Origin of the sequence: Hyphomonas sp. UBA3195, from assembly GCF_002366485.1 — a bacterium.
In the GTDB taxonomy this organism is placed as follows: Bacteria; Pseudomonadota; Alphaproteobacteria; order Caulobacterales; family Hyphomonadaceae; genus Hyphomonas.
The window spans coordinates 1-13225 of sequence record NZ_DEXB01000018.1 but is presented as its reverse complement, the minus strand read 5'-3'; the positions used below and the strand labels follow the sequence as shown (position 1 = coordinate 13225).

Annotated in this window: 13 protein-coding genes; 9 read left to right on the top strand and 4 right to left on the bottom strand. The window is 55.3% G+C overall.

Annotated features, from left to right (window positions below):
* Positions 1-22 precede the first annotated feature (22 nt).
* From B2344_RS06215 to B2344_RS06195, 5 genes are read left to right on the top strand one after another with little or no spacing between them, the layout of a single operon-like run.
* Entirely contained in the window at positions 23-613 is a 591-nt protein-coding gene (locus B2344_RS06215; protein ID WP_206990482.1) for an OmpH family outer membrane protein, read from the top strand.
* A 12-nt stretch (positions 614-625) separates the two neighbouring features.
* On the top strand, positions 626-1642 hold the full coding sequence (lpxD, locus tag B2344_RS06210; RefSeq protein ID WP_290484854.1) for a UDP-3-O-(3-hydroxymyristoyl)glucosamine N-acyltransferase: 1017 nt from the start codon (positions 626-628) through the stop codon (positions 1640-1642).
* Between the two features lie 30 nt (positions 1643-1672).
* Positions 1673-2461 (top strand): acyl-ACP--UDP-N-acetylglucosamine O-acyltransferase, encoded by a 789-nt coding sequence (gene lpxA, locus B2344_RS06205; protein ID WP_290483181.1) that lies wholly within the window; start codon positions 1673-1675, stop codon positions 2459-2461.
* A gap of 7 nt (positions 2462-2468) precedes the next feature.
* Positions 2469-3311 (top strand): LpxI family protein, encoded by an 843-nt coding sequence (locus B2344_RS06200; RefSeq protein WP_290484853.1) that lies wholly within the window; start codon positions 2469-2471, stop codon positions 3309-3311.
* Complete coding sequence (locus tag B2344_RS06195; protein ID WP_290484852.1) at positions 3308-4495, top strand: lipid-A-disaccharide synthase; 1188 nt, start codon at positions 3308-3310, stop codon at positions 4493-4495. Before B2344_RS06200 ends, B2344_RS06195 begins: the two co-directional genes overlap by 4 nt.
* Here B2344_RS06195 and B2344_RS06190 read toward each other — a convergent pair.
* The 4 genes from B2344_RS06190 to B2344_RS06175 all read right to left on the bottom strand — a co-directional run bounded on the left by B2344_RS06190 (position 4486) and on the right by B2344_RS06175 (position 9163).
* Positions 4486-5571 (bottom strand): FAD-dependent oxidoreductase, encoded by a 1086-nt coding sequence (locus B2344_RS06190; RefSeq protein WP_290484851.1) that lies wholly within the window; start codon positions 5569-5571, stop codon positions 4486-4488. The two genes, B2344_RS06195 and B2344_RS06190, sit on opposite strands and share 10 nt — an antisense overlap.
* A gap of 6 nt (positions 5572-5577) precedes the next feature.
* The gene (gene rlmJ / locus B2344_RS06185; protein WP_290478802.1) at positions 5578-6261 is read right to left on the bottom strand and encodes a 23S rRNA (adenine(2030)-N(6))-methyltransferase RlmJ; all 684 of its coding nucleotides are present in this window, start codon (positions 6259-6261) and stop codon (positions 5578-5580) included.
* Between the two features lie 171 nt (positions 6262-6432).
* The gene (locus B2344_RS06180; RefSeq protein ID WP_290483490.1) at positions 6433-8172 is read right to left on the bottom strand and encodes a M28 family metallopeptidase; all 1740 of its coding nucleotides are present in this window, start codon (positions 8170-8172) and stop codon (positions 6433-6435) included.
* A gap of 97 nt (positions 8173-8269) precedes the next feature.
* Positions 8270-9163: a pirin family protein gene (locus tag B2344_RS06175; RefSeq protein ID WP_339635434.1), complete on the bottom strand. Its 894-nt coding sequence runs from the start codon at positions 9161-9163 to the stop codon at positions 8270-8272.
* Between the two features lie 51 nt (positions 9164-9214).
* On the opposite strand from B2344_RS06175, the gene B2344_RS06170 reads away from it, so the two are divergent.
* The 4 genes from B2344_RS06170 to clpX all read left to right on the top strand — a co-directional run bounded on the left by B2344_RS06170 (position 9215) and on the right by clpX (position 12910).
* A complete protein-coding gene (locus tag B2344_RS06170; RefSeq protein ID WP_349679781.1) occupies positions 9215-9808 on the top strand; it encodes a uracil-DNA glycosylase family protein in 594 nt (197 codons plus the stop codon).
* Positions 9727-10785 carry an alpha/beta fold hydrolase gene (locus tag B2344_RS06165; protein ID WP_290484850.1) on the top strand — a complete coding sequence of 353 codons (1059 nt, stop codon included), beginning with the start codon at positions 9727-9729 and terminating at the stop codon, positions 10783-10785. Before B2344_RS06170 ends, B2344_RS06165 begins: the two co-directional genes overlap by 82 nt.
* A 112-nt stretch (positions 10786-10897) precedes the next feature.
* Entirely contained in the window at positions 10898-11521 is a 624-nt protein-coding gene (locus B2344_RS06160; RefSeq protein ID WP_206990472.1) for an ATP-dependent Clp protease proteolytic subunit, read from the top strand.
* Between the two features lie 126 nt (positions 11522-11647).
* The gene (clpX, locus tag B2344_RS06155) at positions 11648-12910 is read left to right on the top strand and encodes an ATP-dependent Clp protease ATP-binding subunit ClpX (RefSeq protein WP_034812364.1); all 1263 of its coding nucleotides are present in this window, start codon (positions 11648-11650) and stop codon (positions 12908-12910) included.
* Positions 12911-13225: the final 315 nt, after the last annotated feature.

The window sequence follows — 13225 nt, the reverse complement described above, 5'->3', positions numbered from 1 at the left end:
AGCTGAAAGACAGGAGACTAGAATGTCCCGACTCAAGAACTTCATTTTCGCCATGGTGGCGTCACTCGCCGCAATTGCCTTGGTTGCGCCGGCATCTTTCGCTCAGGGCACCACGGTCATTACGATCGATGAGGCAAAAATCCTGCGCGACAGCAAAGCTGGCAAAGACATTCAGGCCAAGCTTCAAAGCATCGAATCTCAGATCAATACCGAGTTGACGCCAACCAAGACGTCGCTTGAGGCTGAAGGCAAGGCGCTGAATACTGAACTGCAAGGTAAGACACGCGAGCAGATTGCCGGCGACGCAGCAATGGTTGCCCGCCTCAACGCGTACGACAAGAAGGCCGGTGATTTCGGCAAGGCCCGCCAAAAAGCTGCCAGTGAGTTTCAGCTGACCGAACGTCAGGCTCTTATCGATTTCAACAAGGCGCTTGAGCCGGTTCTCCTGCAGGTCGTGAGTGAAAAAAATGCACAGATCGTGCTGTCCAAGAGCGCTCTGATCTATGGCGTGGATTCTGTTGATGTCTCCGCACTGGTCATCAGCAAGTTGGACGCTACGACGCCTACACTTTCGGTCGTCCGCAAGCGCATCCCTGACCAGCCAGCGCAGTAAATTGAGACATCCGTGCCAGTAGACGTTCGATTTTTCGCGCCATTGGGATCTCTTTCTCTTGGCGAACTGGCTAAACAGACCGGGTCTGGTCTCTTCGGAGATGAAGATCTGGAACTGACGGGCATCTCCTCGGCTGCGAACGGCCGCCGGGGAGACCTTGGATTTCTCGATGGAGACGGAAAGTCTGCTATCGAGATCAATCCCGACATCTCAGCCCTTGTCGTTAATGATGCCAATGTGGCCCGCATTCCCGACGGCATTCCCTATATCATTTCAAAGTTTCCCCGCCATGTTCACGGAACAGCTGCGGTAAAACTGTTTCGTCCACGTCATTTGGATTGGCATGGTGAGTCTGCCATTTCGCCCGATGCCACGGTAGACGAGAGCGTTAAGATCGCACCGGGTGCTGCCATCGCACCTGGCGCCGTGATCGGTGCCGGCACATTCATCGGGGCGAATGCTGTTATTGGTCCAGGCGTCCAGATTGGCCGCAATTGCGTTATCGGCCCTGCCGCGACCGTATTCTGTGCACTTATAGGGGATCATGTGAGACTGCTGTCCGGTGCTCGGATAGGCGAGGCGGGGTTCGGAGTCATGCCTGGTCCCAGCGGGGCGGAGGATGCTCCACATTATGGCCGCGTCGTCCTGCAGGATCACGTTACCATTGGTGCCAATTCCTGTGTCGATCGGGGGGCCTTTGACGACACAATTCTCGGGGAACGAACACGGATCGATAATCTGTGCCAAATCGCTCACAATGTGGTGCTTGGTCGCTCGGTTCTCATGGCGGCATTCGGTGGTATTTCAGGATCGGTTCAGATCGGTGATGGCACGATGCTTGGTGGACGCGTTGGAATCGCGGATCATGTGAAAGTCGGCGAGGGTGTATCTCTGGCGGCCTCTTCGGGTTTGTTCAGAAATATCGAAGACGGCGAAACATGGGGCGGAACACCTGCCAAACCTCTCCGCCAATGGATGCGCGAGATCGCGTGGTTGCAGAAGAACGCAAACCCGAAGAAAAAGGGTTAGTCAGCGCGTCCCAGCAGCTTTTGGAAACTCATGTCCACACAAATTCATCCCACTGCCTACATTGAGGACGGAGCCGCTCTCGGTGATGGTGTCGTTGTCGGGCCATTCTGTCATATTGGTCCACACGCACGCATTGGGGCTAATTCCGTCCTGATGACGCATTCTGTCGTGACCGGTCACACAGAACTGGGGGAGGGGTGTGTCCTGCACCCGCATGCGGTATTGGGTGGTGTGCCTCAAGTTATAGGGTTTGAATCGACACCGGACTCTCGACTGGTTGTCGGTGAGAACTGCGTCTTTCGTGAGTATGCAACCGCCCATTCGGGCATGCCCAAATTTGGCGGCCTTACAGTGATCGGGAACAATTGCTTTGTCATGATCGGGGCGCACATCGCCCATGACAACCACATTGGTAATAACGTCGTCATGGCAAATAATGTTTCTCTGGCTGGCCACATCACAGTCGGGGACAATGTGTGGTTCGGCGGTCTTGCCGCCGTTCACCAATTCTCTCGCATCGGACGGAATGCTTTCGTCGGCGGGGGAGCGATTGTTGTGGAAGACGTAATTCCGTTTGGATCGGTCGTCGGCAATCACGCCAAACTGTCGGGCCTGAACATGGTCGGTCTCAAGCGCCGAGGCTTCTCGAAAGCAGATATCCGGGACATTCGCGCCGCTTACAAAGCCATCTTTCTTGGAGATGGCTTGTTCAAGGATCGGCTGGAACAGGCGTCGCAGGATTATGCAGAGAATCCGCTGGCCATGGAGATCATCACATTCATCCGTGAGGGCGACCGCCCCATCTGCAAACCAGGTTGATGATATAATGGCTCCACTCGGTATCATCGCAGGACTGGGCGACCTACCAGTTGCCATCGCAGAGAATGCCATTGAGGAAGGGCAGGGTGCGTATGTGCTCCGCCTGAGGGGCTTTGATGATCCGGCACTGGCCAGGTTTCCGGGGGAAGCCATAGGTCTCGGTGAAGTCGGTGGAATAATGAAAAAGCTGAAATCTGCAGGGTGTGAGGAAGTTGTATTTGCCGGCATCGTCAAACGTCCAGATTTCAGCAATCTGAAACTGGATGTGAAAGGCGTGACCCTTCTCCCTAAAGTGTTGTCTGCCGCCAAGAAGGGCGACGATGCGTTGCTGCGTGTCTTGGTGAATGAGTTCGAGAAGCAGGGCTTCAAGGTTCTCGGCAGCCAAGAGGCGCATAAGCAATTGCTGGCGCCGGAGGGGATCATCGCGGGTCATCAGCCGACTGAAGAAGAATTTCTTGACATAGAACATGCTGCGCGTGTCGCGTCTGCGATGGGTGCGCTTGATATCGGACAGGGATCGGTCGTCTGTAACGGGCTTGTTTTGGCTGTTGAAGCCCAGGAAGGTACTGATGCGATGCTGGATCGCTGCGCGGCTCTGCCAGAGGAAATCCGAGGGTCAGCCTTGAGCCGGAAAGGCGTTCTCGTCAAACGGCCAAAGCCTGCGCAGGATCTCCGGATCGATCTGCCTACCACGGGCGTTTCGACGGTAGAGAAGGTTGCCGCCGCGGGGCTCGCTGGCCTCGCAATAGAAGCGGGGGGCGCTCTGCTGCTAAACCGCCGCAAAATGATCGAGCGCGCTGAGGAACTAGGCGTATTTATCTATGGTTTTACTCCAGAGACAGGGCGGTGAGCGCGCCGCGCATCTACATGGTCGCCGCCGAAACATCTGGCGACCTGTTGGCCAGGGAAGTTGTTGAAGACATTCGCAGGCGAAATCCGGACGCGCATATTTCCGGCATTGGTGGCGGAGAACTTGCGTCGGTCGGAATAGAATCTGCAATTGATATCAGTCCACTGTCGATCCTTGGGTTTGTCGAAGGTCTTAGAGCGTATGGCGATGTTGTTCGTCTCGCCGATGCAGCCGCCGACGCCATCATCGCGGATGACCCTGATGTTGTCGTTCTGGTCGACTCTTGGGGGTTCATGCTGAGGGTTGCTCAGCGTGTCCGATTGCGCGCACCGAATATTCGGCTGGTAAAGCTGGTGGGACCGCAAGTCTGGGCGACCCGGCCCGGTCGCGCGAAGACTTTGGCTTCTGTCGTCGATCATCTATTATGCATTCATGACCTCGAGGTTCCGTTCTACGAACCCTTTGGACTCAAGACGACAGTGATTGGCAATCCTGCCATTTCCCGCCATGTTCAAGGAAATGGGTCCAGCTTTCGCGCGGGCCAGAGTATACCCGAGGACACAAAGCTTGTTCTCGTATTGCCAGGTAGTCGCCCCAGCGAAATCAAGCGCGTTGCTCCCGAATTGGTGAGCGCAGCCAAAGCGCTGAAATCGAACGATCCAAATCTCAAAATTGTCTTCATGCCGGCTTCCAACGTCGCAACTCAATTCCGGGAAGATTTTCCAGGCGTTGCGTCATGGTCGATTGTCTCAAGCGATCCCGGCGCACGATATGACGCAATGGCGGCGGCAGATCTGGCGCTTGCTTGCTCTGGTACGGTGACCACGGAACTTGCCATGCAGGACACGCCTATGATCGTTGCGTACAAGACAGGATGGATCACATGGGCCTTGGCGCGAGGCCTGCTTTACAGCAAAACGCATATTACATTGCTCAATATCGTGAGCGACGATCAGCCAATTGTGCCGGAATTTGTTCAAACCCAGCAGAAGGCCGACCTTATCGCTGCCGCGGCGCAGGATTGGTTCACCGATCCAGATAAACTTTTAGCACAGTTGAACCGACAACGAATTGCACTGGATCGGATGAAAGAAGGCGATAGGGACGCCAGCGAAATTGCGGCAGGCGTCATTCTGGATGAGGCGGCAGCACGGTCTGCAGGATCCATCTCGCTTCAGTCCTGAACAAACGATCGGTCGATCAGAGTCTTGAGCCCCCACAGACCTGGAAGTTGAATTGTGTGACCCCACTTTTCAGCTATTGCAGAACGTGCCCCAAGGCTGACAAGTTTGAGGTAATCCTTCTGCGGATCATAATCCTGTAAAGGTGCGCCGCTCAGCTTCGCGATCAGATTCTGCATGAGGATGGGCCCTTGCCGCACGGCATACACGCCTGCTTTGGGTATGTGACCCTTTTGAAGAGAAGCCACATCGCCTGAAATGAAAATGTCTGGATGTGAGATCGACTGCAGGCATGAATTTACGACTGGAAATCCGCCACTCGTCTCAAGTCCTGATTTTTCCAGCCAGCCAGGTGCGCGTGCACCGGCGGTCCATAGAACCAGTTGTGCAGTCAGGAACTGTCCAGAATCCAACATCAGGCAGCCATTCTCATGCGCGCGCACTTGTGTGTTTTCGATAATCGTTACGCTTGCCTCGCTCAGGCGCTCGCACAGCGCACGCCTCAATGATGGCGAACTTGATGAAAGTATTTCCGACCGATCCACGATTGCCAAGGGGTTAGACGTAGGGAGGCCGCAGGCGTTCATCTTGTGCCGAACAGCTAGCGCAAGCTCAACACCGCCGAGGCCACCCCCAATGAGTGCAACCCCTTCGGAGAGATTTCCTGAATCCTGTTGCCACGCTTCAACGAAATGCGACATTGGCTTTACGGTCAGATAGCCTTTCCGGTCAGCAATGCTTGCGGGCGCAGACATGATCCCGACATCGATAGACGTCTGGGTGAAGGAATAGGATGCACCCGTTTCCCCGGTCGCAGTTTTCACGACCGGATCAAAATCAACGATTGAATCATAGACAATATCAACCCCGGCTTCGACACATAAGCGGTTCAGATCGACCTCCACTTCGCTTCGGTCAAAATGTCCCGCAACAAAGCCAGGCACCATGCCACTATAGACGGCGTAGGCCCGTGGGTTCACCAGCTTGAATTTCTTGTGCGGGCAGGGGTGTTTCTTGAGCCAGCGAAGCGCTGTGATGTGTGCGTGTCCGCCGCCTATCAGAAGCACATCGCATCGCATGACCGGTCAGGCTCCCAACGGCTTGTCAGACCACCATGACTGGAGCGCAGTTGCGATAGCGGCACATTCAGCATCCGCCGTCGTCGGTCCATTGAAAACAACCATGGCGGAGCCTTCGAGGGCCGTTTCCTGCAATGCATCGACCGGCCAGCGCGCCCCGTAAACCTTGCAGTCGCCGAGCGTCGTCAGATACTCGCCAAACTCGCTCTCACGACCATCACGAAACAATGGTAGCCATAGCATCAGCACCGCCTTTGGCCATCGCTTCAGGGCTTTGGGAGTCCACAGCGCCAACGCATCAATATCCCGACTTGTTTCGTAACTCGGATCGACCAGACAGACCATGGTTTCACCGCTTCTGGGAGACAGTTTCAGCGCGCTGGCGTATCCATCCGCTTTTTTGATCTGAATACGGTCGTCATCGCCGATGGCATGATTCAAGGCTTCGTATTCAGCTGGATGCTTTTCGAATAACACGTAGCGAGTATCCGTAGGCAGTAGGGTCTGCGCATGAGCGGGAGAGCCGGGGTAGCTATTGATGCCAGCCGTCTCAACGAACTCGACCCATGATCGAAGCGGTTTAGGAGTCTGCCCCTCCAATATGGAGAGAATGCCGTCCCCGGCCTCATCTCCTTTTCGCGCCTGCGGGCCTTCAAGATCGTATCGTCCTCGACCTGAATGTGTTTCCACATAGAGAATGCGATCATTACGCTGTGTCAGGTGACGGCACACCGAATGCAAGACCGCGTGCTTGACTACGTCCGCGCGGTTTCCCGCGTGAAATCCGTGTTGATACGAAAGCATGCGTCAGGTCATTCCATTCAGGAAAAAGTCCCCGCCGAACAGGGCGGGGACGATCGTTTAGTCTTGTTCCAGGCTCTTCTTGCGAACAGATTCGAACTCGTTGCCCGCATACCATGTGGGCCATTCATCAGATTGGGCAATCTGTAGCCCAACCTGGTAAAGCGCCTGGATGTCTTCGGTGAAGCCGGACAGATCCCAATCATCGGAATACTCATCCATTGGCTTGTGATAGCGCTCAGCCGTGTAGACCGCCGCGGCTGCCTTGCCTGCAGCCACACCACCATCGACCTTGTCCTGACCGCCATCGGCGTACAACATGGGCACGCCCTTCTTGGCCAGGGAGATATGGTCCGAGCGATAGAAATAGCCGGCTTCGGGTTTGGCATCCGGCTTGATCACGCGGCCTTGCTCGTCGAGCACATCTTTCAACATGTCCTCGAGCTCGGACGCGCCGTATCCGACAACTACCATGTCCTTGGTCCGGCCGATCGGCAGCGCACCATCCATGTTGATACCCGCAACGACTTGGCGATGGGGCACCAACGGGTTTTCGGCATAATAGGCAGAACCAAGCAAACCGGATTCTTCGAGCGTCACAGACAGGAAAAGGGCCGACCGCTCGAGTTCTTCGCTTGCCATGGCTTCTGCAATCTCGAGAAGCGCGGCAGAACCGGTCGCATTGTCGACGGCGCCGTTGAATATCTGGTCCTGATAGAAATCCTCGCCCGGCGCGCCGGTCTTTTCTTCAGACTTCTTTCCGAGGTGGTCCCAGTGTGCTGTGTACAGCATGTATTCATCCGGCACGGTTGCCCCTGGGAGTTTTCCGACAACGTTCCGGCTTTCAAGCTGTTCGATCGCTTGCGAAATCTTCCCGCTCGCCTTTATTCCGTCCAGCGCGACAGGTTCGAAGTCTTTTGATTTTGCCTGTTGTTTCAGCGTTTCCAGATCGAGGCCTGCACTGGCAAACAGGGACTCGGCCGTGTCTCGTGTAATCCAGCCTTCGAGCATTGTACGCTCAGCGCCGCCATCGGCACGAACGAGATCTGACTGCGCGCCGCTCCACGAGTTGGAAACAACATCCCAGCCGTATGAGGCTGGTTCGGTCTCGTGAATGACAATAGCGGCAGTTGCGCCCTGTCGTGCCGCTTCTTCAAACTTGTATGTCCAGCGCCCGTAATAGGTCATGGACTTGCCCTTGAAGAGGTCTGGGTCACCGGTTGCAAATCCGGGATCGTTGACAAGCATAACGACCGTTTTACCGGTGAAATCCTGATCCGCGTAGTCGTTCCAGTCATATTCCGGAGCGACAGATCCGTAGCCTACGAAAACAACGTCGGTGGGATCAAAGCTCAGCTCATTGGCATTTTGGCGCTTCGTCCAGAAAACAACGTCTTCCTTTGGCGTCATCGGCAGCTCCGTACCATCGGGTGTGGTAAGCTTGAAGTATGAGGCGTCCGTGTCGACCGTTTGGTTCACCATTTTGACAGTCTGGAAAAAGCTTCCATCGTCTCCCGCAGGCGTCAGACCGACGCGCTGCATCTCAGCCGCAATCCAGTCGGCCGACGCTTCACCAGCCTCGGTCCCCGGACCGCGGCCTTCGAATGTGTCGTCGGCAAGGGTCTTGATGCGAACCGCGAGGTCATCCGCTGTAATATCCGCACTGGTCTGATCTGGCAGCGGCATCAACAATTCAGATGATGCTTCAGGCTCCGTTGTGATCGGTGTGTCAGTCGCGGTTTCTTGTGCGCCGCAGGCCGCGAGCGTTAGCACGGACGCCGAAATGAGTAGTCGCTTCATTTTTGTATTTCCCCGTCAAAGACTCTTGTTGGTCATGATCTGGCACGAGCGATATCAATCGGCAAGGAAGGGGTTCACCAGAAATCTGGCCCCAAAATCACGAGGGAAGGGGAATCCACTCATCCTCATCTCCCGGAACCGCAGGAAATCTTGCCGTGCCCCCAGCTTGTATTGCAGCTGTCCAGTCCGCTCTGGCCGCGGCTATCTTTTCGGCGTCGCTCGAGACGAAATTCCAGTTTATCTTTCGCGGAGATTCCATTGGTGCGCCGCCGCAGATAACTGCTTTTGTGCCAGGAGCCATAACAACCGGCACATCCACATTCGGTTCAAGCACAGCCATACGGCCAACGCCTATCATCGTATCAGCGACTTTGGCTTCGCCCGTCACCACATAGACGGCGCGCTCCAGAGCGAGATCGCCAGGCAGGACAATTTCGGATTCGGACGTTGCTTCGAGAGCGACGTAAATGATCGGCCATGGAAACGAAACGGGTGATGTTTTGTCCCACGCAGTCCCGGCAAGTACTTTGACAGTCACATTGTCCACCAGGAACTCCGGTAGAGTATCGGCACTATGGTGGACAAAGGTGGGCGCGCTGTCCTCCTCATCCCTGGGCAGGGCAACCCAGGTCTGAAGGCCGTGCAAGTTTTGCCCGTTCTCGCGCTGAGTATCTGGAGTGCGCTCCGAATGAACAATGCCTCGCCCCGCCGTCATCCAGTTGACGGCTCCGGGCTCGATCACCAGATCGGTTCCGAGTGAATCCCGATGCCGGATTGCACCATCAAACAGGAACGTGACGGTCGCCAGACCGATATGAGGGTGGGGGCGAACGTCAAATGTCGAGCCCGGCGGATATTCAGTCGGACCGAAGTGATCGAAGAACACGAAAGGCCCCACAGATTTGTGGGCGTGAAATGGAAGAATTCTTCGGACCAGAAAACCGGCTCCGAGATCATGCATACGGGGGTCAATAATGCGGGATATGCGCATCGGCTCGGGCCTTCTGCAATCAGGACACAGTTAGAAACTGTATGAAACGCCATGTCTCTCCATTTGAAAACACAACTCGAAAAAATTCGGGCATGCCGACTGTGCGAAGGCCAGATGGATCGCCCCCCAAACCCAATCCTTCAAGCGCATTCCGGTGCGCGTATTCTGATTGCGAGCCAGGCACCGGGCAACAAGGCTGATCGCTCTGGCATGCCCTTCAAAGATCCGTCGGGATCACGGCTTCGTGACTGGATGCAGATATCTGAGCAAGATTTTTATGATCCCAGAAGGGTCGCCATCCTGCCAATGGGCTTCTGCTTTCCCGGATATGACCGAAATGGCGGCGACCGCCCGCCCATGCGGATCTGCGCCCAGACCTGGCGAACGCAAACACTGGACCTGTTGACGAATACTAAAGTGACTTTGCTCATCGGTGCCCATGCGCAGGCTTGGCACTTGGGTGTTCGACGCAAGTCGAGCTTGACGGTAACCGTTCGATGTTGGAAGGAGTACACAAGTGAGCGTATATTCACACTACCGCATCCGAGTTGGAGAAACACGTCTTGGCTAAAACGCAATCCCTGGTTCGAACAAGAGGTCTTACCCTCCTTGCGCGCCGAAGTGCGTGGGGCTTTGGCGCCCTGATCCTTTTTTACGCGACCTTCCTGCTCTCGGGGTGCGTTCATCCCGTCACGGCTGGCTCACTCGCCAATGTTACCAACTCCGTTCCACAATTTCTGCCTGAGCGTGATGTTTTCATTTCTCATGACGGCGCAGAACTTGGTCTGACGGTCTGGGCCGCGCAGACTGACCACGAGCCAGAGCATGTGGTTGTCGGCGTGCATGGCATGAACGATTTCGCCAATGCCTTCCATATGGCGGCACCTTACTGGGCTGAGCATGGCGTAGTGACATATGCTTATGACCAAAGGGGTTTTGGACGCTCGCCGGGCAGGGGGCTATGGCCGGATGAAGAATTGATGCGGGAAGATCTCCGCACGGCTGTTGCGGTCGCACGTCGTGCGCATCCCGATGCAACCATCACGGTTGTCGGCATATCCATGGGCGCCGCCGTCGCCATTTCGGCTTTCGGCTCAGACACACCCCCTGACGCAGACCGATTGATCGCATCGGGTCCAGGCTTGCGCGGTTGGGGCGCGATGAACCCACTCTACCGAGCCAGCCTGTGGATGTCGGCTCACACCAATCCCGGCTGGATCGTTCGACCACCAGCCCGCTTTGTACGTATCGAGCCCAGCGATAATATCGATATGCTCCGGGAGACTTGGGCCAACCCCCTGATGTTGCGGGAAAACCGAATTGATCAGGTTTATGGAGTCGTCTCACTGATGGAGAGAGCTCATGACAGAATCGCTGACCTTCCAGTCGATTTGCCCGTGTTGATTTCCTATGGTGCGAACGATTATGTCATCCCCCCACATGGCGTTGAGCGATCAGCGAATTTCCTGCCCGCGCATGTTCGGACGGTCTATTATGAAAAGGGGTATCATATGCTGTTGCGTGATCTGCAGGCTGAAACCGTGCACGCCGATTATCTCGCTTTCATGCAACATCCGGACGCCGATCTACCAAGTCGTTCATCAGAGTGGCCGTTCCGCTAACTGTTTCCACAGCGGAATACCTCTTGCAGTGATGCACGCGTAGACAAATATACGTCTCTCTGCCACTTCTGTGCAGTAAAGATTCCTTTGAGAAACCATCAAGGCCCAATTCATGACGACTTCTTTCCAGACAGCGCTCAACCTTGTTCCCATGGTTGTGGAGCAGACGAGCCGCGGCGAGCGGGCTTTCGACATCTTCTCGCGCCTGCTGAAAGAGCGGATCATCTTCGTTACGGGCGGCATCGATGACAGCATGGCTGCCCTGATCACCTCGCAATTGCTCTTCCTTGAGTCGGAAAATCCGAAAAAAGATATCGCAATGTATATCAACAGCCCCGGCGGATATGTTTCCTCTGGCCTCGCGATCTACGACACGATGCAGTATATTCGATGCCCCATTTCCACGGTGTGTATTGGTCAGGCCGCCTCCATGGGGTCGCTTCTGCTTGCTGCTGGCGAAAAGGGTATGCGTATCGCGCTGCCGAATGCGCGCGTGATGCTTCACCAGCCTTCGGGTGGATACCAGGGTGTCGCAACCGATATTGAGCGCCATGCAGAGGAAATCATCGAATTGAAACGCCGTCTCAACAATATCTATGTCCGCCACACGGGTCAGGAATATGATGTGATTGAGCGGAAGCTGGATCGGGATACGTTTCTGACCGCAGAAGAGGCCAAGGAATTTGGCATTGTGGACAAGGTCTTCGAGCGCCGGACGGCCGAGGATGATAAATAGGGGACCTCTCTCACGTCATTGCGGCCTGCCTCTTGCAGGGCAGGCTGATAACCCTATTGTTTCAATAGTACACAACGCGCGACGTCTTAAAGACGAAATTAAGCCTTACCCGGCATTGAGGATGGCATGACTAAACAAAATGGCTCAGGCGATTCCAAGAACACACTCTATTGTTCGTTTTGTGGAAAAAGCCAGCATGAAGTGAAGAAGCTGATTGCCGGCCCGACCGTGTTCATCTGTGATGAATGCGTTGAACTTTGCATGGACATTATTCGCGAAGAGAACAAGACCTCAATGGTCCGGTCTCGCGAAGGCGTCCCGACACCGCAGGAAATCTGCGATGTGCTGGATGACTATGTCATCGGCCAGGTGCATGCGAAGCGGATTCTTTCGGTTGCCGTGCACAATCACTACAAACGCCTCTCGCATGCTGGAAAAACAGACGGCGTCGAGCTGTCCAAATCCAATATCCTGCTGGTCGGCCCGACCGGCTGCGGCAAGACACTGTTGGCTCAGACATTGGCGCGCATCCTGGATGTGCCGTTTACGATGGCTGACGCAACAACGCTGACGGAAGCTGGTTATGTTGGTGAGGACGTTGAGAACATTGTCCTGAAGCTGCTGCAGTCGGCTGATTACAATGTCGAACGTGCCCAGCGCGGCATTGTCTATATTGATGAAATCGACAAGATTTCCCGCAAGTCTGACAATCCATCGATCACGCGCGACGTGTCCGGTGAGGGAGTTCAGCAGGCACTCCTCAAGATCATGGAAGGTACGGTTGCGGCTGTACCACCTCAGGGCGGTCGCAAGCATCCACAGCAGGAATTCCTGCAAGTGGACACGACCAATATCCTGTTCATCTGCGGCGGTGCCTTTGCCGGACTCGACAAGATCATTGCGTCACGCGGAGATGGGGCCTCCATCGGTTTCGGCGCCTCATTGAAGGAATCGGAAGAGCGGGGGGTTGGCGAAATCCTTCGTAACACTGAGCCCGAAGATCTGCAGCGCTTCGGCTTGATCCCGGAATTCATCGGGCGTTTGCCAGTCATCGCGACACTGGAAGACCTGGACGAGTCTGCATTGATCAAGATCCTCACAGAGCCCAAGAATGCCTTGCTGAAACAGTATCAGAAGCTGTTCGACATGGAGAGCGTTGAGCTCAACTTCACGCCAGAGGCTCTGACAGCCGTTGCTCGTCGCGCTATCGCCCGGAAGACGGGTGCACGCGGACTGCGTTCGATCATGGAAGGTATCCTGCTCGACACGATGTTCGAGCTGCCAAACCTGCGCGGTGTGGAAGAGGTCGTGATCAATGGCGAAGTGGTCGAGGGCAATGCCGAGCCACTCTACGTCCACGCCAAGAAGAGTCAGCCGGAAGCTGGCTGATTCAAATACAGATCCAATATTCAAGCGCTCCGTCCAAATGGTCGGGGCGTTTTTGGTTTCAGGCCGGAATATTGGCACAACAGAAAATATAGTTAGAGGCCCAGTCCTCGACGCTCGGGAGCCGCTCGAGGCTTTTCTGCCGAGTGTAGTTCGGTTTTCTGTGAGGTTCCAAAGCTGGATAAAGAAGAGGCCGGTACCTTGCGATACCGGCCTCTACAAGGGTTAGAGGAGAGAGAGAACAGGCCCCTAGACCTTGTAGTACATGTCGAATTCCACCGGATGTGGGTGGAGTTCATAGCGCATGTTCTCTTCCAT

Bases quoted from the DNA above. Each gene is read 5' to 3' on its own strand.
- B2344_RS06215 (WP_206990482.1), top strand. From the start codon at position 23: ATGTCCCGACTCAAGAACTTCATTTTCGCCATGGTGGCGTCACTCGCC.
- lpxA (WP_290483181.1), top strand. From the start codon at position 1,673: ATGTCCACACAAATTCATCCCACTGCCTACATTGAGGACGGAGCCGCT.
- B2344_RS06200 (WP_290484853.1), top strand. From the start codon at position 2,469: ATGGCTCCACTCGGTATCATCGCAGGACTGGGCGACCTACCAGTTGCC.
- B2344_RS06190 (WP_290484851.1), bottom strand. From the start codon at position 5,571: ATGCGATGCGATGTGCTTCTGATAGGCGGCGGACACGCACACATCACA.
- B2344_RS06180 (WP_290483490.1), bottom strand. From the start codon at position 8,172: ATGAAGCGACTACTCATTTCGGCGTCCGTGCTAACGCTCGCGGCCTGC.
- B2344_RS06175 (WP_339635434.1), bottom strand. From the start codon at position 9,163: ATGCGCATATCCCGCATTATTGACCCCCGTATGCATGATCTCGGAGCC.
- B2344_RS06170 (WP_349679781.1), top strand. From the start codon at position 9,215: ATGTCTCTCCATTTGAAAACACAACTCGAAAAAATTCGGGCATGCCGA.
- B2344_RS06160 (WP_206990472.1), top strand. From the start codon at position 10,898: ATGACGACTTCTTTCCAGACAGCGCTCAACCTTGTTCCCATGGTTGTG.
- clpX (WP_034812364.1), top strand. From the start codon at position 11,648: ATGACTAAACAAAATGGCTCAGGCGATTCCAAGAACACACTCTATTGT.